The sequence below is a fragment of the Pseudomonas sp. Marseille-Q5117 genome (assembly GCF_946901175.1).
GTDB classification, from domain to species: Bacteria; Pseudomonadota; Gammaproteobacteria; order Pseudomonadales; family Pseudomonadaceae; genus Aquipseudomonas; species Aquipseudomonas iranensis.
On sequence record NZ_CAMPPP010000023.1, the window covers coordinates 58004 to 81450 of the forward strand.

The 23447-nt window shown below is 61.9% G+C and carries 13 protein-coding genes and 1 pseudogene; 8 read left to right on the plus strand and 6 right to left on the minus strand.

The genetic code is table 11. From position 1 onward, the window contains the following. Positions 1-5 precede the first annotated feature (5 nt). The 6 genes and pseudogenes from OC605_RS26320 to OC605_RS26345 all read left to right on the plus strand — a co-directional run bounded on the left by OC605_RS26320 (position 6) and on the right by OC605_RS26345 (position 7903). Complete coding sequence (locus OC605_RS26320; RefSeq protein ID WP_039758830.1) at positions 6-488, plus strand: adenylyltransferase/cytidyltransferase family protein; 483 nt, start codon at positions 6-8, stop codon at positions 486-488. Between the two features lie 13 nt (positions 489-501). Beyond that, positions 502-2214, plus strand: coding sequence for an NAD-dependent epimerase/dehydratase family protein (locus tag OC605_RS26325; RefSeq protein WP_262140309.1), 1713 nt, complete (start codon positions 502-504; stop codon positions 2212-2214). Then, positions 2208-4472 carry a glycosyl hydrolase family 65 protein gene (locus tag OC605_RS26330; RefSeq protein WP_262140310.1) on the plus strand — a complete coding sequence of 755 codons (2265 nt, stop codon included), beginning with the start codon at positions 2208-2210 and terminating at the stop codon, positions 4470-4472. The genes OC605_RS26325 and OC605_RS26330 overlap by 7 nt, the downstream gene beginning before the upstream one ends. Further along, the gene (locus OC605_RS26335; RefSeq protein ID WP_110599251.1) at positions 4469-5710 is read left to right on the plus strand and encodes an MFS transporter; all 1242 of its coding nucleotides are present in this window, start codon (positions 4469-4471) and stop codon (positions 5708-5710) included. The genes OC605_RS26330 and OC605_RS26335 overlap by 4 nt, the downstream gene beginning before the upstream one ends. Next, positions 5694-6797, plus strand: a complete 1104-nt coding sequence (locus tag OC605_RS26340) for a DegT/DnrJ/EryC1/StrS family aminotransferase (RefSeq protein ID WP_130888004.1) — start codon at positions 5694-5696, stop codon at positions 6795-6797. The genes OC605_RS26335 and OC605_RS26340 overlap by 17 nt, the downstream gene beginning before the upstream one ends. Next, positions 6794-7903: pseudogene (locus OC605_RS26345) on the plus strand (NAD(P)/FAD-dependent oxidoreductase). The gene OC605_RS26340 and the pseudogene OC605_RS26345 overlap by 4 nt, the downstream one beginning before the upstream one ends. Positions 7904-7923: 20 nt before the next feature. Here the strand turns inward: OC605_RS26345 and OC605_RS26350 are convergent. Together OC605_RS26350 and OC605_RS26355 are read right to left on the minus strand one after the other, a co-directional pair. Continuing rightward, complete coding sequence (locus OC605_RS26350) at positions 7924-8928, minus strand: NAD(P)-dependent oxidoreductase (protein ID WP_262140312.1); 1005 nt, start codon at positions 8926-8928, stop codon at positions 7924-7926. Between the two features lie 114 nt (positions 8929-9042). Further along, positions 9043-10866 carry an NAD(P)/FAD-dependent oxidoreductase gene (locus OC605_RS26355; RefSeq protein WP_262140313.1) on the minus strand — a complete coding sequence of 608 codons (1824 nt, stop codon included), beginning with the start codon at positions 10864-10866 and terminating at the stop codon, positions 9043-9045. A 246-nt stretch (positions 10867-11112) separates the two neighbouring features. On the opposite strand from OC605_RS26355, the gene OC605_RS26360 reads away from it, so the two are divergent. Together OC605_RS26360 and OC605_RS26365 are read left to right on the plus strand one after the other, a co-directional pair. Continuing rightward, positions 11113-13002 carry a sigma-54-dependent Fis family transcriptional regulator gene (locus OC605_RS26360; RefSeq protein ID WP_262140314.1) on the plus strand — a complete coding sequence of 630 codons (1890 nt, stop codon included), beginning with the start codon at positions 11113-11115 and terminating at the stop codon, positions 13000-13002. 238 nt (positions 13003-13240) lie between these two features. Then, entirely contained in the window at positions 13241-13837 is a 597-nt protein-coding gene (locus tag OC605_RS26365) for a serine protease (protein WP_262140315.1), read from the plus strand. Here OC605_RS26365 and OC605_RS26370 read toward each other — a convergent pair whose 3' ends face one another. From OC605_RS26370 to OC605_RS26385, 4 genes are all read right to left on the minus strand, one after another. Next, positions 13838-15025 carry an HlyD family type I secretion periplasmic adaptor subunit gene (locus OC605_RS26370; protein ID WP_410056026.1) on the minus strand — a complete coding sequence of 396 codons (1188 nt, stop codon included), beginning with the start codon at positions 15023-15025 and terminating at the stop codon, positions 13838-13840. Between the two features lie 5 nt (positions 15026-15030). After that, complete coding sequence (locus tag OC605_RS26375) at positions 15031-17193, minus strand: type I secretion system permease/ATPase (protein ID WP_039758810.1); 2163 nt, start codon at positions 17191-17193, stop codon at positions 15031-15033. Continuing rightward, positions 17190-18626 carry a TolC family outer membrane protein gene (locus OC605_RS26380; RefSeq protein WP_262140316.1) on the minus strand — a complete coding sequence of 479 codons (1437 nt, stop codon included), beginning with the start codon at positions 18624-18626 and terminating at the stop codon, positions 17190-17192. The genes OC605_RS26375 and OC605_RS26380 overlap by 4 nt, the downstream gene beginning before the upstream one ends. A 43-nt stretch (positions 18627-18669) precedes the next feature. Next, positions 18670-23447 (minus strand): BapA/Bap/LapF family large adhesin (locus tag OC605_RS26385; protein ID WP_262140317.1); only part of this gene is annotated, 4778 nt, incomplete at its 5' end.

A 23447-nucleotide genomic window follows, 5' to 3' on the forward strand; every position in this document is an offset into this window, starting at 1 on the left:
TAATCATGGGCGTTTTAAGTGACATCACTGCATTGCAGGATGAGGCGGTTTATTGCCGCGAAAAAGGTTTGACTATCGGTCTTTGTCACGGCTGTTTCGACATTGTGCATCCTGGGCACCTTTATCATTTGCAACGTGCCAGAACAATGGTGGATCGGTTGTTCGTGTCAGTTACCGCCGACCCATATGTCAATAAAGGAGCGGACCGGCCGGTATTCCCCGATCAAAAACGCGCAGAGTTTCTTGCCTCTATTCGCTATTGCGATCATGTCATCGTAAATCACACACCCACTGCTGAATTGATGATCAAGACGCTACGTCCCAACCTCTATTTCAAGGGTGCGGATTACAGTGACGGGTCAGACGTGAGACTTCAGGCGGAGCGCGCACTGGTTGAAAGCGCAGGGGGGCGAATGATCTTGACGGACGACAAGATATTCGACTCGACGTCCAGAATCGCCCGGCTCGTCATGTCCACGCACAGATGACAGGTAAGCAATCATGTCGAAACTTTTGCTGATTGACCTCGACGGAACAATGATCGACACGCCGCATTTTCAAGCGTGGAGCAACGCCGCTCACAGACTTGCCGGCAAACAACTGACTCAGCGCGAATACATTGACCACATTGCCGGACGTCCTCGCATGGAAGGCGCTTCACGATTGCTGGCGCTGATCACCGATGACATCGGTGCTGAAATGACCGGCTCGCTCAGCGCAGACGAACTGGCGGAGTACAAACAAAGGGAATTTCTTCAGCTCTCCCAGGGCACTGAGCTGTTCGAGGACGCAAAGCGATTGCTGGAACGCATTGCACAAGCCGCACAGCCAGTGATGTTTTATACGGCGTCTCTGAATGCGCCGCAGTTGTTCGAGGCGGCTATCGAGCGCTCCAGTCTGCGGCAAGAATCCAGGTTATCGATTACCCGACAGGCGCCCGGTCAGAGCCGCGAAGCGCTGATTCAACAACTGGTCGGAAGCCGCGATCCGCAGGATGTCGAGCTGATTGACGACAGTCCCTATGCAACGGATCTGGCCTGTGGCCTGGGGCTCCATGCCTGGCAGATCCGCCGGCATGATCTTGAACCCAAGGCTGCTCATCCGCAGGCATCAATACTGTCATCGCTTGATGAATACCCGCTGGCAAACCCATCCCAAGGAAGGACCATGAATAATCAATCCGCTGTTCTCGTTACAGGCGGTGCGGGCTACATTGGCTCGCGTCTGGTACCAAAACTGCTGGCTGCCGGTTACCGGGTCCGGGTACTGGATGCGCTTTATTTCGGCAACGGCCTGGAGGGCGTGATGAACCATCCGGCACTGGAATTCATAAAGGGCGATATTCGCGATCCGCTGCTCGTCGAGCAGTCGCTTCGGGGGATGCACACCGTTGTCCATCTTGCCGCAGTGGCCAATGATCCCAGTTTCAATTCGGCACCCGAACTCGGCCAGTCCATCAATATCGATTGTCTGCCGCATCTCATGAGCAGTGCAAAGCGCCTTGGCTGCCGGCGCTTTATCTATGCATCCTCAGCCAGTGTCTACGGCGTCAATACAGAACCATTTGTCGATGAGCGCCAACCCTGCGTGCCCATCACCGACTACAACCGCTTCAAGGCTGACGGCGAAAAAATACTGTTCGGGCTCACTGATGCATCCTTTGAAACCGTCGCGGTTCGAGCCGCTACCGTGTGCGGCTGGTCGCCTCGCCAGCGCCTGGATCTGACCGTCAATATCCTTACCGCCAGTGCGCTGGCGCGCGGTGAAATTACCGTGTTCGGCGGCAGTCAATACCGCCCCAATGTGCATATCGGCGATCTGACCCGGCTGTATACGATGCTCGTGGAGCGCGAATCGCTGGACGAAGTCTGCGGAACCGCAATCAACGTCGGCTACGAAAACCACACGGTGACCGAGATAGCCGATCAGGTGAAACAGGTTGTCGATCGCTACTTCCTCGTCAACGTGCCGATCACCACTACCCGCAGCGATGATGTTCGGTCTTACCGTCTGGATTCGCGACGGGTGCAGGAGACACTGGGTTTCGAGTTCATCTATTCGATCAGGGATGCCATCGTGGAAATCTGCGAGCAATGGCAATCCGGGAACTTCAACGACAGTGACGATGTGTTGTCCGACACCCGCTATCACAATGTGCGCAACATGCTGCACAAAGACTGGTCGTTCCAGCCGTCGGGGGACACGTCGTGCTGACCATCGCTTATGGAGAGGAGTGCGAGGATATCGTCGGTATCGAGCCGCGGACATCGTCCTTCGCAGCCTGCGTGGCAATGCTGGCCAATCCCTTGATCGGCGTGCGCCCGCATGTGCCCAGTGCCTCGCCGCGCACACGGCGCACGCAACTGCTCTGCGCGGGGGTCTATGCAGCCGGGGTCGGCGTTTCGCGGGAGATCATTTCTTTGCCAGCGCCGGCAGTCCTGCGCCTCTACGATGTGGACACGGGCGAACCTCTCGAGCCATCAGGCGATGGACCGGCGGTGGTGTTGGCAATGGATCAGGCGACAGTCAGCAGCCGCGAGCTGTTCCAACTGCGGGGAGTCCGTTATGAGCTGACGATTGATCAGTTCATTGATGCCCCTGATGACAGTGCCGTGTCGACCCGCATCAGTCTGACTCGACTGGGCGAGCCGACCGGTGCGCACCGATTGCGACTGGATTACGGCGTGGATGGCAGTGCCGAGAATGAATACCTGGGCACCAGTGACTGGCTGACCGCCCGACATTACCGTTTTGGGCAAAGTGTTGTCGATCGAACGGCCTTCACTGTGGATGTCGATGCCGCAGAGTATCGGCTGCGCTACGACGTACGTGTCGAACAGTCCGGTTCAGCGGCGAGTTCCGTTGTTTGCTGGCGACACGGCCTACAGGGTTGTATTGCTTCCGTCACCATGGATTTCGACTCGGTGCTGCAGCATCGCATCGCCACGCATTGGCGGGTTGCAATCGATGGCGAGCACAGTATGCCCGACGCGCTTTCTGACGACTTCGATGTGACCCATATCCAGAGCAGCCATCTTGACCGATGGAGCAGGATCTGGAACGAGCATGACGTCACTGTTCAAACCGCGCAGAGACGTACCGATCTGGGCATCAAGTACGCGATGTTTCAATTGCTGCAGCACGGCGTGGGAGTCGCGCCCCCCGAGCGGGGAACGCTCTCGCCGGCGCGCGGCCTGACCAGTACGTATCACTCCGGAGCGACGTTTTTCGATACCGAACTGCACAAGTGCATGTTCTGGATCTGGAACGAACCCGGTGTCGCCAGGGCGTTGATCGACTATCGCTACCACTGTCTGGAACAAGCGCGGGAGTTTGCTCGGGCCAGTGGCTATGAGGGAGCGCGTTTTCCGGAAGCAGCCAATGATCGAGGGCGGGAAAATGGTCCCCATTATGTGCTGGCGTATCCCGAACAGGACATTCGACGAGAGTGGAGTGTCCATGAGGTGCTCCACATTTCGGCAGACGTTTGCTATGCCGTGAACAAATACTGGAAGGTCACCGGTGACGATGCGTTCATGATCTCTCGCGGCTTTGAAATGCTGCTCGAGTGCGCCCGTTTCGCCGCGTCCGTGTTCAAGTGGTCCGAGAGTCGTCAGGCGTATGTCGTTGAATCGGTCATGGGGCCGGACGAATACCACTATCATGTGGACAACAGCTTTTTTACCAATTACATGCTGCGCTGGTGTCTCCGGTCAGCGCTTTCCCTGTGCGACTGGCCGGGGTTTCCGGGATTGCCCGAGGCACAGTCCAGGTGCTGGCAGTCGATAGCCGATAACGTCTTTCTGCCCTGGATCACTGTGGGTGGGGTGGTCATTCCTGAAGAGTTCGAGGGTTATGCCGCCTTACCTGACACGCAGCTGCGTTCCGACAAAAAGCGTGGGCCGCAGTTTGCGGACGAGGCCGAACGGGAGAGCGCAGAGAATCTGCAGAATTTTGCGTCGCAGGTGGTCAAACAGGCGGACATCGTGTTGTTGATGTCGATGTTTCCAGAAGTTTTTTCAACGGACGTGAAACGCGCAGCGTTCCAATATTATGAACCGCGTACGGTGCATGAATCGTCATTGAGCTACGGCCCGCACGCGGTTGTCGCCGCGCACTTGGGCAAGACGTCGATCAGTGCCGATTTCATTGCTCGGGCCAGCCGCTACAACCTGGATTTCACCCCGCTCGACGACTACAGCAATGGCCTGCATCTTTCCGCCTATGCCGGAGCCTGGCAAGGCTTGGTGGAAGGGCTGGCAGGACTTGATCTCGTTGCGGACCAACTGGCCTTCCGCCCGAGGTTGCCCGCCGATTGGGATGCCTACCACTTCACCCTTGAGTTTCGGGGCCGCCGTCTGCGCATCTCCGTAATCGGAGACGATGAGCTGGAAATCCGCGAGGGCGGCCGGCAGTTGCCAACCGAACGTGGCCAGGATGGATATATATGCCTCAAGGAGGGGCACCGATGATTTCTATCAAAGAACGCTTATCCCCCTATAACGATGCGCTGCGAGTCTTGCCTTTTCGCAAGTTGCTGATCGGCCAGGGCCTGTCGATGGCCGGCGACGCCATCTGTCTGGCGGCGCTGCCGATAGCGCTGATACGGGACGGTTTTGGTGGTGATGTGTTTGGCTTCATCATGGCCGCAGTCGGAATCGGAACCGTCGTCGGTGCTCTGGCCGGCGGCATGCTGGCGGATCGCAAGTCGCCTCGACAGGTGCTCATCTACACCGATACGGCCCGAGGCATGGCGCAGCTTGCGGCCGTCGCACTGCTTCTGACCGGTGCGCCTTGGGGCTGGCTGGTGCTGGCCTATCTGATCTTCGGCATCGGCATCGGCGTTTCTCGGCCCTGCGCTCAGGTGCTGCTGGTCAGCCTGTTACCCAAAAAGGCGCTGGTCGCGGGCAACGGCGCGATGAACTTCATCGATAACCTGGTCGCCATTCTGTTTCCGGCGACGTTGGGCGTGTTCATCATCTTGTGGGATCCGGTCTGGGGGATACTGATCGATGGCTTGACCTTCTTCGGCGCGGCGATTTACACCGCTCAGTTACCGAATGTCGGCCGTCATGAATCCGAAGAGGAGTTCTCCCTGCGCGAGGCGTTCAAGGGCATCACCGTGGTCAGCCGTAACGCCACGCTGCTGCTGGGGTTTGCGGCGACGCTGGTGGTGAACGTGCTGTGTTTTCCGATTTTTCTGGTCGTTGCACCCTACGCGATCAGTCTTCGTTTCAGCGAAGAAATGTGGGGATATTGCCTGGCAGCATCAGGGTTCGGCGCTTGTCTCGGATCGGTTGTCACCGTGCTGGCCTCGGGGCACGAACGCCTGGTGGGCCTTGCGGTGGTATGCGGGTTGTTCCTGGCCGGAGCGATGGCGTTACTCGGGCTGGGGACGGCGGCATGGATGGCGGTTCTGGGGGCGACGTTCGTCGGTATCGTCGAAGCGTCCTGGCTCACCGGCTGGGCAACCGCCATGCAAACACTCTCGCCCGAAAAGGATCTGGGCAAAGTCGTGGCGGTGGATACCTTTGTCACCAGCGGTGTGCACCCGTTCATTTATCTGGGCAGCGGCGTAGTCGGCGGGATGATCGGCTATTCCCAGACGCTTGCGTTGACCGCCGTCATCAGCGCGGTTGGCACTCTGCTGATCGTCCTGACGTCCATCATGTTCATGCCAGGGAGTGCGCGTAATGATCAAGTGCAATAACGTACAGGAACAGGCCCAGGATCTCTGTGGCGAGATCTTTGAACGCTGGCGGGAGCTGTTGCAATCGGGCGAGTTCATTCTCGGCGATCAGGTTCTGGCGTTCGAGTCATGGATGTCGGATCGTTGTGGCGGCGCGCACGCCGTTGCCCTCAATTCAGGCACGGATGCGCTGTTTCTGGCATTGCGCGCGCTCGATATCGGCCCCGGTGACGAGGTGATCACCTGCGCCAATACCTTTGTTGCCACTGTCGGAGCCATTGTTGCTGTTGGTGCCCGGCCGATCCTGGCAGATGTGGGTGACGATGAACTCCTGAGCGTCGAGACGATTGCGCCACTTGTGAATGATCGGACCAAAGCCGTGATTCCTGTCTATCTGCGCGGACGCCCTTTGGATATCGACCCAATCATCGACCTGTGCCGCTCGGGCGGGGTTGCCGTGATCGAGGATTGCGCTCAGGCGATAGGCACCGTGATCGATGGCCGGCAAGTCGGCACTCGCGCTGATGCGTCAGCGTTTTCCATGCATCCGTTGAAGACGCTCGGTGGTCTGGGTGACGGCGGGATGCTGGTGACTCGCGATCCGGGAATTGCCGAATACGCGCGGATTGCACGCAATCACGGCCTGGAAAACCGTAACGAATCGATCCGGTTCGGCATCAACTCCAGACTCGACTCGTTGCAGGCAGCAGCACTCAACATCAAAGCGCAGTATCTGGATCAGTGGCTGAAGCGACGCGTGGAAATTGCCGCGTTCTATGATGACGTCCTCTCGACAACCCGCACGGGCACTGACCTGGGGCGCGGCAAACCGGGAAATGCCTACTATCACTATGTCGTGCAATCCACGCATCGTGACGAGCTGCAGGCTTATCTGGCAGAGCATGATGTGCAAGCGGCCATTCATTATCCGGTGCCCATTCATTGGCAGAAGGCATGGTTGAGCAGTCAGCCGCGCATTGCGTTGCCCACAACCGAACGCCTGTCCCGGCAAATGATCACACTTCCTTGCCACCATCATTTGTCGGATGGCGATGTAGAAAAGGTCGTCACGCTGATCAAGCAATTTGAACGCGCGGTGAGGTGGTGAGCGTCGATATCGAATGTGTCGTGATTGGCGCCGGAGTGCTCGGGCTGGCTGTCGCCCGGGCCCTGGCCGTGAGCGGCCGTGAAGTGATCGTGGTGGAGGCGGGTGAACGCATTGGAACCGGCATCAGCTCGCGCAATTCAGAAGTCATTCACGCCGGCATCTACTACCCCACTGGCAGCCTCAAGGCGCAAATGTGCGTCGACGGCAGGCATCGCCTGTATGCCTTTTGCGAAGCGCACGCAGTAGCGCGCCAACCTCTGGGCAAGCTTGTTGTCGCAACCGATGAGGCGCAGTGCGGGGCATTGCAGCGGTTATGGCAGCAGGGACGGCGCAATGGCGTCAACGACCTGCAACTGCTCAGCGCCCGGCAGGCGCTGGAACTGGAGCCTGAGTTGTCATGTATCGCGGCACTCTGGTCGCCCTCTACCGCAATTGTCGACTCCCATGCCTTGATGCTTGCCCTGCAGGCAGACGCCGAGGCGGCAGGCACCTCGTTTGCCTTTAACACACCGTTCGAATCGGCCTGTCGTCGCCCGCAGGGTTTTGAGTTGCAGATCGGCGGCGCGCAACCCATGAACGTCAGCTGTGGCGAACTGATCAACTGTGCGGGCTTGTCTGCGCCCCAGCTTGCGGGCCACATTGTTGGCCTGTCTTCACGACATGTCCCGTTGGCCAGCTTGTGCAAAGGCAGCTACTTCAGCTTCAGCGGTCGGATACCTGTTCGGCATCTGATCTAGCCGGCGCCCGAAGCCGCGGGTCTCGGTGTGCACATGACGCTTGACCTAGGGGGGCAGGCGCGTTTCGGACCGGATGTCGAGTGGATCGATCAGGTTGATTACCGCGTGGATCCTCAGCGGGCCGAAGGTTTCTATCAGGCGATTCGCCGCTATTGGCCCGGCCTGCCCGATGGCAGCCTGGAACCGGCTTATAGCGGCATCCGCCCGAAAATCAATGCCGTACACGAACCGGCGGCGGACTTTGTCATCAGTGGCCCATCAGCGCATGGAGTGCCGGGGCTGGTTAATCTGTTCGGCATCGAATCTCCAGGATTGACGAGCTGTCTCGCCATCGCGGAGCGTGTCGTACAGGCGCTCGGGCAAAATTGACCAGCCTTTGTCCAGAGGGGTCACACGTCCAATTCGATCAGCTCGCCATCGTCTTTTTCCAGCCGCTGCAAAAACACCTGCGCCTCCAGCAACTGATACGGAAAATACAGACCCGGCTTCACGGATGGCTGCCCATCCAGCCCAACCAGCCGCTCCAGCAACATGGCCGCACTGAGCCCGGTCAACGCCGCTGCGCCTTCGCGGTGAACCACGGCGTGGCGGGTGCGCAACGCAGATCCCTTGTGATCCGTGCCTTCAAGTTCGATGAGTATTTCCGTCGACATCGGCAGACCCTGACGCCGGGTCGAGCTGATGCCGCTGGCGAGGTTGAACTCGACGTTCGGGGCGTCGGTGGCGGCGGCCAGGCCTGTCACGTCGATGGAGGAGAAGCCGGCGCCCTGCAGGGTCGTGCCGTCGACGGCGCGGAAGCTGACCTTGGCATCGTCGCCTTCACGCCAGATGAATTCGCCGTCACGGCGGGTCAGCGCGGCGGGCAGCATTTTGTTCAGGTGCTCGAAATCGACGGCTACGGTCGGGCCGCCGCCGTCCTGTTCGTCGACCAGGGCATGAATGCGGATGTCGTGCACGCGGGCGAATGCCTTGGCGATGTGCAGCGTTGCGACGGTGGTGGCGCCGACCATCCATTCGTAGCCGAGGACAATGGGCGACGCGTCGGGGGTGTGAATGAAACTGGCGATTTGCGGGGCGATTTCGAACACGCCGGAAGAGATGCTCAGGTGCGGCACCTTGCGCTTTTGCGCAAACCTAAGTCCGGCGAGGGCGTGGTCCATGTAGAACAGGACGATGGCGCTGACCGGGCGATCACCCAGCCCCAGATCATCTGCGCGAGCGTCGATGACCACACCCTGGGCATTGCCGATTTGCTCGGCGGTTTGCTGAGCCTTGGCGAGGTCGCGTCCGCCGATCAGCAAGGGGACGTCGGGATGCGCCGCGCGCAATGCGCGGGCCGTCTGGTGGCCGATGGCGCCGGAGCCGCCCATGAACAGAATGGGATGAAGTGGCATGAATCCTCCTCATTTTTCCTGGATTGAAACGTGCTTGGGCTAGACACCCTAGCACGCACTTTCCAGTTCGCCGGTGCGCTTGGTCTGCGCACCGACGAACGACCACTTGAGGAATCAGCCCAGATGATGGCGCTCTGCAAGGCGATAAACATCGGTGTCGAGGCCTTCGAAACGGGCTTTCAACTGCAACGCCAGATACAGCGAATAGTGCCGTGACTGATGCAGGTTGCCGCCGTGGAACCAGAGGTTCTGCTGCTGGGTCGGCTTCCACATGTTGCGCAGTTCACCTTCATACGGGCCGGGGTCGTTGGTGGTACCGGAACCCAGGCCCCAGCAGCGCCCGACCTTATCGGCGACTTGCTGAGAAATCAGCTTCGCGGCCCAGCCGTTCATCGAGCCATAACCCGTCGCATAAACGATGAGATCGGCCGGCAAGCGGCTGCCATCGGTGAGCACCACCGCATCCGCTTCGATGCGTTCGACACCGAGGCCCGGCGCGCTCTTGAGCTTGATCGTGCCGTTGGCGATCAGTTCCGAGGCGCCGACGTCGATGTAGTAACCCGAGCCACGGCGTACGTATTTCATGAACAAACCCGATTCGTCATCGCCGAAATCGAGCATGAAACCCGCCCGGCTCAGGCGTTCATAGAAGTCCTCGTCGCGCTCCTTGATCGCGTCGAAGATCGGCCGATGAAACTGTGGCATGACCTTGTACGGAATCGAGGCGAACAGCAGGTCGGCCTTATCCGTGGTCAGACCCGACTCGAGCGCCTCTTCGGAATAAAGCCCGCCGAAAACCAGTTCCATCAGGCTGTCTGAACGCACGATGTGCGTGCTCGAACGTTGCACCATGGTCACCTCGGCGCCGTTTTCCACCAGATCGGCGCAGATGTCGTGGGCTGAATTGTTCGCGCCGATGACCACTGCGCGCTTGCCTTTCCACGCATCGCCGCCGGGGTGACGGCTGGAGTGATGTTGCTGGCCCTGGAAGTTTTCGGCGCCGGGATACACCGGCACATTCGGTACGCCAGACATGCCGGTGGCGAGGATCAGTTGCGTCGGTTGCAGGGTGACGGGCTCGCCGTTGCGCAGGACCTCCACGGTCCAGCGGCCAGTCTCTTCGTCAAACGTAGCGCCGAGGCATTCAGTGCGCGGCCAGTAGTTGAGTTCCATGACCTTGGTGTACATCTCCAGCCAGTCGCCGATCTGGTCTTTCGGGGTGAACACCGGCCAGTGGTCGGGGAAGGGCAGGTAGGGCATGTGGTCGTACCAGACCGGGTCGTGCAGGCACAGTGACTTGTAGCGGCCGCGCCATTGATCGCCGGGGCGTTCGGCTTTGTCGATGATCAGCGTAGGTACGCCCATGCGTTTGAGCCTTGCGCCGAGGCCGAGCCCGCCCTGACCGCCGCCGACGATCAGGCAGTACGGTTGCGTGGTAATGCCCAGCGCCGCTTCTTCATCGCGGCGGCGCTCCAGCCAGTTGCGCTTGTCAGCGTGGGCATGGCCGTGGCTCGCGCCCATCGGCCGGCGGCGGCCGCTGGGTTCTTCGAAGCCTTTGAGTTCGCGCATGGTGGTCAGCAGCGTCCAGCACAAACCGTCTTTCAGGCGCACATAGCCTTTGCCGCGCGCCGAGTCGGTTTCCAGACTCATCCAGCCTTCAAGCACGCCATCGGTGAGCGTGGCTTCACCTTCGAGTTGCCAGCGTTCGGGCCGGGTCTGCTCAAGGCGTGTTTCGAGCATGTCGCGAATCGCCGGTTTGCCTTCCAGGGTGACGAGGTTCCAGCTGAACAGCAGCAAGTCACGCCAGTGGCATTCTTCGGCAAACAGCTCCAGCGTGCCGTCCACATCTCGTTGCGCCAGACGTTCGCCGAGGCGTTCGACCCAGGCCGCAAGTTGCGCTGTTGGCGATTGCAAAGGGGTTTCAATAGCGATGTTCATGGGGCCACTCCCGATCTTGTTGTTTTGGTAAGCCATGGCATCAGAGCAAGGCTTGGGCCATCTCATTGAAAGGCGCGGGCCAGAGCGTTTGATGCAAAGGCCGACAAGGCTTGGCGCAGGCGACATGTCACAAATTCGAGAATCGCGGATGACACTGTGTCACTCGGCGCGAAATTCCCCCGCAACGAGCTTTTCATCTAAGCTGCGGACACACCCGTGTCTTCACCGAAGCGGAGAACAACAACAATGAAACCGGCCTCGATCAACGCCCACGCGCGCCAGGTACTGCAAGCCGTGCAGGGCTCTGTTGCCAGCCACAGCGCGGCGGCAGACCTGGCGATCACCCGCTCGTGGCGGCGCTGCCTGGATCAATACCAGCTTGATCCGGCCAGCCGCCGCGCGCCGGACGTGCTCGAACAGGCGCGTTTGCGCGAACACCGTGCGCCGCTGGAACACATCATTTCCGTGGCGCACTGGCAGATGAACAGCCTGCACCAGCAACTGGGACGTGACGGCCATGTCGTGCTGCTCACCGATGCGCGCGGCGTGGCGATCGACAGCGTGTTCAACGAAGCCGAACGCGGCGAGTTCCAGCGCTCCGGGCTGTGGCTCGGCTCGGTCTGGAGCGAGGAGCACGAGGGCACCAACGGTGTCGGCACCTGCCTGGTCGAGCGCCAGCACGTGACCATTCGCCGCGACGAGCATTTCCGTGGTCAGCACGTCGGCCTGACCTGTTCGGCCAGCCCGATATTCGACGCCAGCGGTGGGTTGCTCGCGGTGCTCAACCTTTCCTCCGTGCGCGAGGAAAGCAGCCTTGAGCAACGCTTCAAGGCCATGGCCCTGACCAATCTGTCGGCCAGGTTGATCGAGAGCTGCTTTTTCCTTGGCCACGATCCGCAGCGCTATTTGCTGCGGTTTCATCCCGACGCCGGGTTTGTCGGGCTGCTGGGTGAAGGCCTGCTCAGCTTCGACGAGAGTGCGCGGATCTGTTCGGTGAACGCGGCGGCGCTGGATCTGTTGGGCCTGAGCCGCGAGCAGATGGTCGGGCAGTCGTTGACCATGTTGCTGGAAACGCCGATGGAGCAGTTGCTCGATCAGGCCAGTGCTCAGGCGCACGTCTGCTGGCCGATGCGCCTGGCCGACGGGCGCTTGTTCTACGGCCAGTTGCGCGAACCGATCCGCTCCGCGCCGTTGACCCTTGCGCCTGTCCCGCCAATCAAGGATGAGCGCGTGTGCCTGGAAGACCCGCGCCTGCAACGCGGATTCGCCCGCGCACTCCGTGTACTGGAGCGCGACGTGCCGGTGTTTCTGCAGGGTGAAACCGGCACCGGCAAGGAGGCCTTTGCGGCAGCGCTGCATCGCGCCAGCTCCCGCGCCGGCCAGCCGTTTGTCGCGATCAACTGCGCGGCGATCCCCGAGACGCTGATTGAAAGCGAGCTGTTCGGCTATCGCGGCGGCAGCTTCACCGGCGCGCGCAAGGACGGCATGGTCGGCAAGCTTGAGCAGGCCCATGGCGGCATTCTGTTTCTCGACGAAATCGGCGACATGCCCCTCGCGCTACAGACCCGTCTGCTGCGCGTACTCGAAGAGCGCCAGGTTGTGCCGCTGGGCAGCGCAACGCCGCGACCGCTTGATGTACGCCTGATCAGCGCCAGTCACCAGAATCTGCCAGCCTGCGTGGCCGACGGACGCCTGCGCGAGGACCTGTTCTATCGCATTGGCGGTTTCGCCGTGGAACTGCCGCCGCTGCGCGAGCGTTCCGACAAGGGCCGTCTGCTCGACCTGCTGCTGCGCGAAGAAGCGGCGGGCGCCACTATGCGGTTGCAAGCGGGAGTTCGAGAGCGCTTGCTGGCGCAGCCCTGGCCGGGCAACGTCCGGCAACTGCGCACCTGTTTGCGGACGTTGGTGGCGTTGGCAGTGGAAGGCCGGGTCACGCTGGAGGACGTGCAGGAGTTACTGCCCGCAAGTGACGACCAACCTGTTGACGATCCATTGGGCGTATCCGAACGGCAAACTCTGCTCAGCTTGATTGAAGCTGAACACTGGCATGTCGCGCGAGTTGCCCGTCGTCTGGGGATTAGCCGCAATACGCTGTACCGCAAGCTTCGTCAGCATGGGCTCAATCGACCTGGTTGAAGACAATCGCGATCATTTGCGGTCATTCGCTGTGGATTGCGCGCATTGCCGGGAATTTGCTTGGATCCAATCATTAACTGACTATATCGCACGCCGACAAGCGGTAGGCTGAGACTATTGCTAACAGTGATGGCGCAATGACATATTGCAGCACCTTTCCTCACTTCAAGATGTACCGAAAATGCGCCCCCTCAAGTCACTTGTTGCAGCGTCGTTGCTGCTCAGCGGGTGCAATGGAATGCCAGTCGCTTTTGTTCAGGATCCTGTTTTAGACCAAGCCTTTGTCGTCCACTCCGGCGCGCCTTTGCCTTACGTGCTGATGGGTTCGGCTGTGCAATGGAATGAAGACTTCGCCGTGACGGTGAAGCACATTCCTTACTTGTCGGGCACGGTTTTCCAGGGGCAGGCAGACGTGCAGTTCTTCCGTCACAAGGCCAATAGCGTGCCGGCGTGGCGCGGCTACAAGCCGGGCGAGCAGCTGACTTCGGTGGGCTTCAATTCGCTGTACATGTCGGTCAAGGGCACCGGCCAGGCGTTGCCGGCCATGGTTCGCCTCGACGTCAAAGAGGGCAACGTGCTTTACGGCACCCATAATGGCGCGCTGGCCAAAGGCATGTCCGGCGGGCCGGTGTTTTCTGCCGATGGCAAAGTGGTTGGCATCAACGTGGCGTTTCTCACCCGCGATGATGTCAGCCGCCTCAAGCGCAAGGACTTGCTCGATCAACCGCGCGTAAGCATCTTTTTGCCGTACGCGGAGATCAATCGCGAGTGGTCGCGCTATCAGGCCAGCATCACCCCGACAGCGCCGCCTGCGACCAAACTGGCCAGTCGCTGATCAGCGTTCGCGCAACGCTTCGCGGGCGCGGTTGAGTGGTTTGATCAGGTAGTCGAGCACGGTTTTTTCGCCGGTACGGATGTCCACCGTGGCGATCATCCCGGGGACGATGGCGAAGCGTTTGCCGGCCTTGTTGCGCAGTTCATCCGAAGCGGTACGGATGAACACGCGGTAGTAGAAGACCTCCGGCTTGGCTTCGTCCTGGATGGTGTCCGGCGAGATCGTCACCACTTCGCCGTCGAGGCTGCCGTAGATCGAATAGTCATAGGCGGTGATTTTCACTTTCGCCGCCTGGCCTGGGTGAATGAAGGCGATGTCGCGCGGCGAGATGCGCGTCTCGATCAGCAGTTGCTCATCGAGCGGTACGATCTGCATGACCTGGCCGTTGGGCGCAATGACGCCGCCAATCGTGCTGACCTCGATGTCCTTGACGATGCCGCGCACCGGCGAGCGCAGGGTCAGGCGCGAGAGTGAATCGGTGCGACCACGGATCACCGCTTCGAGCATCTGCGCTTCGGCGTTGGCCTTGGCCAGGTCTTCGCGGGCGCGGACCATGTAATCGGAGCGGGCTTCGGTGGCCTTCAATTCCAGCTCCGAGCGTTGACGGGTCAGGCGCAGCACTTCAACCCGACTCGAGGCGCCGATCTTCGCCAGGTTTTCAGTGATCGCCAGTTCGCTGCGCACCAGTTTCAGCGAGCTATGAATACCGTCGAGGGTTTCCGCCAGACCTTTGCGCCGGGTCTGATAGAGCTCGGTTTCGGCGCGGATCAGATCGGGAAATTCCTGCAACGATGCGTCGAAGGTCAGCGGCTTCTCGCTGACTTCGGCCTGCAAGCGGTTGACGCTGGCCAGCGCCGCGCGGTACTTGGCCGCGCTTTCGCCGACGTTGGACTGGTTCTTTACCGGGTCCAGTTGCGCGAGGATCTGGCCGCGCTCGACCAAAGCGCCTTCGCTGACATTGAGCTGCTCAAGAATGCCGCCCTCCATCGACTGAATCACCTGTTCGCGCGAGCTGGGCACCACTTTGCCGGTACCGGTCGAGACCTCGACGATCTCGAACCACGCCGCCCAGGCAATGAAGCAGGCAAGCATCGCCGCGCAACCCCAGATCACCTTTGCGCCACCGGCAAGAGCGCGCTCATCGCGGCCGTCGAGGTAGGACATCGGGTCCGGCACATCGGTCATCATCGGCTTCATACCGCCACTCCTTTGCCCGGTGCGCGCAGCCGCGCCAATGCCGCGTCGCGGTGGTCGTCAATGACGATACGCCCGTTGTCGAGGACGATGATCCGCTCGACCAGTTGCAACACACTGACCCGATGCGTGGCGACCACCAGCGTTCGGCCCTGGGTCCAGGTCGCGAGTTTTTCCAGCAGCAGCCGCTCGGTGACGTCATCGAGCGCGGCCGTCGGTTCGTCGAGCAACAGCACTTGCGGCTGACGGATCAACAAGCGCGACAGCAACAGGCTCTGACGCTGACCGCCGGACAGGCCCAAGCCACCTTCAAGCACTAAGTGATCCATGCCTTTGGGCAGCTGCCGAACAAAGTCCAGCGCACCGGTGACGGTCAGCGCGGCGATGATTTCCTGATCGCTGGCCTGACCGGCGCCGAGGGTGATGTTGTCGCGCAAGGTGCCGTGAAACAGTCGCGCCTGTTGCGACAGCAGGCCGACATCGCGGCGCAGGTCGGCCGGATCCAGATGCGCCAGGGCGATGCCGTCCAGAGTGGTTTCACCGCTGCTCAGATCCATCGCGCCGCCCAGCGCTTGCAGCAGCGTCGACTTGCCAGCGCCGTTGCGGCCGAGCAGGGCGATGCGCTCGCCGGGGCGAATGCTCAGATCAATGTTGTTGAGCGCCGGCGTCGATTCCTCGCTGTAGCGAAAACTGGCCTGACGCAGGCGGTAGTCGCCACGAATCGCCGGCAGGTGCACGCGCTGACTGCCTTCGGGATGATCCACCGGCATCTGCATGATCCGGTTCAAGCCTTCGAGCGCAACCTTAGCCTGCTGCCAGCGGGTGAGCACGTGGGTGAGTTGCGCCATTGGGCCCATCATCCGCGAGGACAGAATCGACGCCGCGACCAGGCTGCCGGTGGTCAAGTCGCCGGCAATCACCATAGGCGCGCCGAACACGATGACCACCGCAAACACGCCGCCTTGTACGTTCTGCGTCCACGCCACCAGGCTGTTGGTCAAGGTGCGCAGGCGCAGGCTGCTGTCCGCCGAGGCGGCGTTGTACTGGTTCCACTGTTGTTGGAAACGCTGCTCGGCCTGCAATGCCTTGATGTCGTCGAGGCCCTGAATGCTTTCTACCAGCATGGCGTTGCGCAGCGCCGCTTCACGCATCGAGGCATTGGCCAGTCGCGCCAGACGCGGTTGCGCGATGATCCCGGGCAGCAACATGAACACCAGCGCCACCAGTGGAATCAGCACCAGTGGCCCGCCGATCAAATAAAACACCAGCAGGAACAGCAGGAAAAACGGCATGTCCGCCAGTGCCGTGGCGGTGCTGGAGGTGATCAGGTCGCGGATCTGCTCCAGTTCGCGCAACTGCGATATGAACGAACCGGTGGATTTCGGCCGCGCGGAATTGCGCAGGCGCAAGGCGTGGCCAAAGACCAGATCGGAGACGCGCAAGTCGGCGCGCTTGCCCAGCACATCGGTGATGCGCAGACGCAGAATGCGCATGACGAAATCGAACAGCAGCGCCAGCATCACCCCGCCGAACAACACGTACAGTGTCGGCAGCGACTCGGCCGGAATCACCCGGTCGTACACCTGCATGGAAAACAGCACCCCGGCCATGCCCAACAGATTCGCGACCAGTGAGGCGATCATCACTTGGCTGTAAGGCCGCAGATCGGTGAGGACGATGCGACGGAACCAGTGCTCATCGTAGGGCTTGATGTAATCGTTGGTGCGCACGTCCGCCACCGGTTGCGTCGGACGCAGAATCACGGTGCGCAATGCCTGCTCGGCGAGCGCGCCAGCCTCCATGCGGCTCTGCAAACCCTGGTCGCCACTGAAGCAGATGCCCAGCTCGCCGGTTTCGCCGATGCTTTCGAGCACGCCGACCTGACCATCACGCAGTTGCACCACCAGCGGCGTGCGCCAGCGGCTCAGGCTCTTGTTGTCGAATACCGCGAATTTCACGCTCAAACCGGCCTGACGCGCCATGTGCCGAACCACTTCTTCGACGCGGCCTTCGCTGTGCACCGAGGCCAGACGCACGCTTTCCGGCGAGACGTCGAGTCGGTAGTGGCGGGCGACCTTGAGCACGGCTTCCAGCCATGGCGAATAATCTTCGCGAGCTTCGGCAGCAGCGGGTTCGGGAACAGTGATGCTGGCATCGGTCATGGCAGGATCTCGACATTCTGGATGGCGCTGTGGTCGATGCCGAAGACCCGGCGAATCGCACCGCTGTTGTAGAAGCAGTCGATCTGCAGGCGTTGCAGATCAGCCTGGGTGTTGACCAGATCGAAGCGTGACTGATGGATTTCCTGCTCGGCGTTGAGCAGGTCGAGCAGCGGCCGCGTGCCCAGTTCCAGGTACTGGCGGCCATACAACATGCGTGCCTCGGTGATGCTGGTCTGGCGAAATTCCAGCGAGCGCAGCCGCCGGTTCAGGCCCGAAGTTTGCGCCTGGGCTTCGGCCAGACCCTGGCGCGCTTGCAGACGGGCGAAGTCTTCGGCCGAATCCGCTGCGGTCAGCGCATGCCCGGCGGCGCGGCTGCTCGCACTGATCGCGCCGCCCTGATAGATCGGCACTTCGAGGTTGAGGAAGATCCCGACCTGAGTGCGATCGGCGCGCGAGTTCTGATCGTCGTAGTGGTCGTCCAGGTATTGGTTGACCGACGGTTGCAGCGACAGGGTCGGGTAGGCCTCGGCTTTGGCCTGGGCCAGTTCGGCCTGGGCCTGAGTGCGTTGCGCGGCGGCCTGAAGGACGGCGGGCAGGGTGTCGGAGATCTGCGAGGCGTCGCAGGCCTGAGTCAATGTCGGCGCGGCGGCGTCGCTGACTACCGGCGGCGTGCGCCGTCCAAGCAAGCTGGTCAGCGTCGCTTGCCAGCGTGCGTATTGCGCCTTGAATTCCTGCAACGTCGCCGTCGCGCCTTCGGCCCGGGACTGCGCCTGAACCATATCGGAGCGGGTGCTGGCGCCCATGTCGCTGCGCTGTTTGGCCAGGTCGACGATGCCGCCGATGCCCTGAATCTGCTCGCGGGCAACCTCAAGCAGACGCTGATAGCGCTGCACCTCGATGTAGGCCCTGGCGGTGTCGCGGGCGATGTCGTCGATCGCCAGCAGAATCCCCGCCTGACTGCGCGCCACCCGGGCGCGGGCGGCGTCGACCGAACTGGAAACCTTGCCGAAGTCATACAGCATCTGCTTGAGGGAAATGTTCACCGACTGGCTGCCGGCATCGCTGCCGTAACCGCTGGTGTAGCCACCCTTGATGCCACCGGTGACCTGCGGGTAATAACCGGACTCGGCGACGTTGACCCCTTCGCCTTGCTGGAACAGGGTGCCGATGGCTTCGCCGATGCGTGGGTGCCAGTCCACGGCCAGCCTGACCGCTTGTTCCAGCCCCAAAGTATCTGCGTTGGCGGCCGTTTTTGAAGCAGGGGCAGGGCGCTGACGGCTTTCATTGCCTGCCGGTTGTTGCAGTTGCGACGGGCTGATGCTGCGCAAGCTGCTGTCGAGATTGTCGTCGGCGCGAACGCCGACGGTGAAAGCGGGGTAGAGGCCGATGGTCAACAGGACCACCGGCCATTTCTGGCGAAAAACTGACTCCACAGACTTCCCTTACTGTTGAGAGACCAACGTTCGATGTCTTGTTTCAAACCACTTGAATGCCGTTCTGTACCCACAAGTGGTGGCTCGGATCCTCCTGTGCCGTGTATTGAACATAGTCGATGCCGTCGGCCTGTTGCGTACCATCGGCGACCCAGCCATCGATCATGTGCACGCTGTCCCTGTCGTCACCCTTGATCAGCAGGGTGTTGTTGTCCGAAGAGGTAATCGCCAGCAGATCGCTGAGATTCAGTGTCAGCGCAACCGCACTCGAGTGATTGAGGTCAAGGATTTCGACGTTGTGGATCTTGCTCTGCAGATCGCCGAGGTTGATCGACACATCACCACCGGCCCAGAGCAGGGTGTCGGTGCCGCTGCCGCCGTCCACCGAGGTGAATTGCTGATCGGCGATGATCAGCGTGTCGTCGCCACCGCCACCTTGCAGGGTCACGGCGCCACCGTGCGAGCCGTCGAGGGTGTCGTTGCCCTCGGTGCCCTGGATCAGGTCACTGCCAGTGGCATGGGCGAGACCGAGGTCATCGCTGGCAAGTGCCGAGAAAGCGGTGCTGGCGAATGCGCCGGCCTTGTTCAGGTCGATGGTCAGCGTCGCGGTATCCACGGTGCCGTTGGGGTGGGTGAGTTGATAGGTGAAGGTGTCTTCCTGGCCGATCACCGCATCGGTCAGCCCGGCCTTGAGCGTGTAGGTGTAGTTGCCGTTGGCCTGGACCACCAGGGTGCCGTAGTTACCGACCAGCGAGACGCCGTTGTAACCCGGCGCGACGTAACTCCCAGCGACCAGCACGCTGAGCAAGGTATAGACCGAGCCCAACACATCGGCGCCGCCGCCAGCGGTGTCGGTGAGCAGATTGCCCGATACCGGCGTGTAGCTGCCGACCACGAACTGATTGTTGTAGGTCGCGACGTTGATCAGGCTGGTGTTGACGCTGGTCAGCAGGCCGAGGCCGCCCACTGCCACCCGCACCTGATAACTGCCGGCGGGCTGGTCATCGAACTTGATCCCGTAGTTGCCACCGCCGAGATTGACCAAGGCGTTGCCGCCGTAACTCTTGACCAGCACGTACTGGTTGGTCGCCGTGTTGAGTTTGTACAGGCCCACCGTCATCGAACCGAGCAGCGCCAGCAGGTTGCTCGAGTTGACCACCACGGTCAGGTCGCTGACGGTATCGGCCGCCACCACGGTGTTGTAGTTACCACTGCCGCCGCCCAGCAGCACATTGAACGTGCCGAGGGCGGAGTTGGTGGTGACTTCGCGGTTGATCAGGGTGACGTCGGTCGAGGCGATGTCCGCTGTGGCATCAACCACCAATGCCGGGCTGCCAAGGTTGGCGTCATTCCACACTTCGCTGGCTTGCGGGCTGTCGATGCGCACATACAGATTGGCGGTGTCGCTCAAGCCGTTCGGGTGCACCAGTTGGTAGTTGAACACGTCGACCTTGCCGACGCTGCCGACACTGCCGTTCGGTTTGTAGCTGTAGTTGCCGTTGGCGTCGATGGTCAGCGTGCCGTACAACCCTTGCACCGTGGTGCCGGCCCCGGCGCTGACCCAGGCGCCGTTCTTGAATATCTGCAACTGCGCGCCGTTGTCCGGGCCGGTCTGATCGGCCGTGCCATCGACGCCGACGTTGGTGATCACGTTGCCGGTCACCGCTGGCCCGGCAATGCCGTTGAACTGGGTCAGGCTGCTGACGTCCAGTTGCAGCTGGGTATTGACCGTGGTCAGCACGCCGATACCGGTGCTCGAAACCGTCAGTCGATAATCGCCTGACAGCAGGTTACCGATGTCGACCCGTACGCCTTGGCCGGCGAGCGCGATCAGGTCAAGCAGGCCGCCGCTGCCGTTGACATCCAGAGTCACCCAGTTACCGCTGGCATCCTTGACTTGCAGGGTATAGACCACGCCATCGATCAGCGAAATCAGGCTGCTGGTGGTCAGCGTCAGGGTCGGATCAAGACGCGTGCCGCCGGCGACGGTGAAGGTGAAGGTTTTCGAGAATCCGGCCAGTAGCGTCGTAAACGAGTCGTTGAAGGTCTGCGACGCGGTGACCGGAGCCAGGGTGACGGTGCCGACGGCGAGGTTATCGCTGGCGACCACGGGCGCGTTGACGTCGACATCCGGCGCAATGACGTTTGCGGCCACCGAAACGTTGCCGCGTGCGTCGCTGAGGTTGACGGTGAGGTTTTCGCCGTTGATCTGCGCACTGCTCAGGGTGACGGTAAACACGCCGAGGTTGTTGACCGTGGCGGTGCCGAGAACGGCGCCGCTGGCCGACTTGATGGTCACGGTTGCGCCGGCTTCGCCGGTACCGGTGACAGTCAGGCCATCGGCACCGACCAGCAGCGCCGTGGCCGCCGCTGGAGGCGTCAGGTCTGGCGCCGTCGCGGTCGCCGCAGCCGATACGTTGCCGCTCGGATCCGCCTGGGTAACGCTGAGTACCTGGCTGTTGATCTGCGCCGAGGCCAGTGTCACCGAGAAGCTGCCGTTAGCGGCGACCGTCGCGGTGCCGAGCACCACGCCGCCGACGCCTCGCACGCTGATGGTCGAACCGGGCACGCCGACGCCAGTGAGCACGGTGCCGCTGCCATTGACGCTGACGCCGGTCGGCGCGCCGGGTGCGGTAATATCCGGCGCTGTCAGGCTGGCGTTGGGCGACAGGTTGCCGGCCGGGTCGACCAGGCGCACGGTCAACAGCTGTCCGTCGAGTTGCGCGGTGTTCAGGTTGAAGCTGAACGTGCCGCCACTGCCCACGGTGGTGGTGCCGATCAGCGCACCGCCCGGGCCGTAGACGTTGACCGTCGCACCGGCTTCACCCGTACCGCTCAACGTCAGACCGTTGGCAGCGAGCGTCAGACCGCTGGCCGCGATCGGCGCCTGCACGTCGGCTGCCGTCAGATTGAAGACCTGCGACAGATTGCCCGTCGGGTCGGCCTGTTGGACGTTGAGCTGTTGGCCGTTCAGTTGCGCGCTGGACAGTTGTACGGTGAAGGTGCCGCCAGCATTGACCACCGCGGTGCCGAGAACGGTACCGGCTGCGTTGGTCACGCTGACGGTCGCGCCGGCTTCACCCGTGCCGCTGACGGCCAGGCCGGTGCCGTTCAGGCTGACATTGCTCAGCGGCGCTGGCGCGGTGGTATCGGCGACGCTGAGGTTGGTAACCGGCGAAACGTTGCCCGCCGCATCGCTCTGCGTGACGCTCAGTTGCTGGCCGTTGAGTTGCGCCGATGACAAGGTTACCGAGAACGAGCCATTGCCCGCCACCGTCGCCGTGCCCAGCACCGTGCCACCCGTACCGCGCACGGTGACGATGGCGCCGGCTTCACCGAGCCCGCCGAGCACCAGACCGGCGCCGCTGAGGACCAGCGCCGTCGGAGCGGCCGGGGGAGTGATATCGGGCGCCGTTACGTTAAGCCCGGATGAGGTGTTATTGGACGCATCGGTCTGTGTCGCATTGAGCACCTGACCGTTGACCTGCGGCGTATTGAGCTGCGCGCTGAAGGTGCCATTGGCGCCAACCGTCGCATTGCCCAACACCACGCCGCCAGCGCCGGTGATAGTCACCGAGGCGCCGACTTCGCCGCGACCGGTGACCAGTGTGCCGCTGGCATTGACCGCCAGATCGCTGAGTGGCGCCGGCGCCGAGGTGTCACCTGCGGTGATTTCAGTCGGCAGCGAGGCACCCCCCAGCGCAGTGTTGGCGGTGACTTCGAGGCTTTCGCCGTTGGTTTGCGCAGGCGTCAGCACCACGCTGAACGTGCCATCCGCGCCGGTGACGCCGGTGCCGATCAGGCTGTTGTCCGGCGCGTAGACATTGATGGTGGTGCCGATCGCCGCCGTGCCGGTCAGCGTCACGCCGTCGGCTGTCAGCACAAGATTGTCCGGCGCAGCCGGGGCTGGCACTGCCGGAACAGTCAGGTCGGCGTTTGCGGACACGTTAGTCGCGACGTCTGTTTGATTCACTGTCAGCACCTGGCCGGCGGTGATGCCGGGGTCCAGATCGATCAGGAACGTGCCGTTGGCGGCCACTGTGCCGGTGCCGACGATATTGCCCAGCGCATCGGTCACTTCGACACTGGCACCGGCTTCGCCACGACCGGCGAGCTGGCTCAGATCGCCGCTGATGGTCAGACCGGTGACGGCATCCGGAGCCGTGGTATCTGCCGCCGGGTAGAGCAGCACTGGCGATGCGTTTTGCGCTTCGTCCGTCGCGATCACCGACAACAACTGACCATTGGCCTGAGCCGGATTCAGCGTGACGGTGTAGGTGCCGTCGCCCAATGCCACCGCTGTGCCGAGCACGGTGCCGGTGGCGGACAGCACAGTCACGGTGCTGCCGGCTTCGGCGGTCCCGGCGAGCAACGTGCCGGCGCCGGTCAGCGATGTCACCGTTGGTGCGATAGGTGCAGTGTTGTCCGGCGCCTCGACCAGTACGGGCTCGGACTGGTTGTTTTGCGCGTCGGCCTGCACGACCGACAGTGCGCGGCCATCCAGTTGCGCAGCCGACAACGTGACGCTGAAACTGCCGTCTGCCGCCACCGTCGCTGTGCCGAGCACCACCGCGCCGTCAAGCACGGTGACGGTTGCGCCGGGCTCGCCGGTACCGGTGACGGTCAAGCCGTCCTGGCTGACATTGAGGTCGGCCACCTCCAGTGGATCGGTGATATCGCCCGCTTGCACGGGCGCTGCCGGCGATGTGTTGGATGCCAGATCGGTCTGATTGACGCTCAACAGCTCACCGTTCACTTGCGGCGGGTTGAGGGTCACGCTGAACGAGCCATTGCCGGTCACGGTTGCCGAGCCCAGTACCG

Coding starts and splice junctions, on each gene's coding strand:
- OC605_RS26320 (WP_039758830.1), top strand. CDS start 6: ATGGGCGTTTTAAGTGACATCACTGCATTGCAGGATGAGGCGGTTTAT.
- OC605_RS26340 (WP_130888004.1), top strand. CDS start 5,694: ATGATCAAGTGCAATAACGTACAGGAACAGGCCCAGGATCTCTGTGGC.
- OC605_RS26325 (WP_262140309.1), top strand. CDS start 502: ATGTCGAAACTTTTGCTGATTGACCTCGACGGAACAATGATCGACACG.
- OC605_RS26375 (WP_039758810.1), bottom strand. CDS start 17,193: ATGACCGATGCCAGCATCACTGTTCCCGAACCCGCTGCTGCCGAAGCT.
- OC605_RS26335 (WP_110599251.1), top strand. CDS start 4,469: ATGATTTCTATCAAAGAACGCTTATCCCCCTATAACGATGCGCTGCGA.
- OC605_RS26360 (WP_262140314.1), top strand. CDS start 11,113: ATGAAACCGGCCTCGATCAACGCCCACGCGCGCCAGGTACTGCAAGCC.
- OC605_RS26350 (WP_262140312.1), bottom strand. CDS start 8,928: ATGCCACTTCATCCCATTCTGTTCATGGGCGGCTCCGGCGCCATCGGC.
- OC605_RS26370 (WP_410056026.1), bottom strand. CDS start 15,025: ATGATGACCGATGTGCCGGACCCGATGTCCTACCTCGACGGCCGCGAT.
- OC605_RS26365 (WP_262140315.1), top strand. CDS start 13,241: ATGCCAGTCGCTTTTGTTCAGGATCCTGTTTTAGACCAAGCCTTTGTC.
- OC605_RS26355 (WP_262140313.1), bottom strand. CDS start 10,866: ATGAACATCGCTATTGAAACCCCTTTGCAATCGCCAACAGCGCAACTT.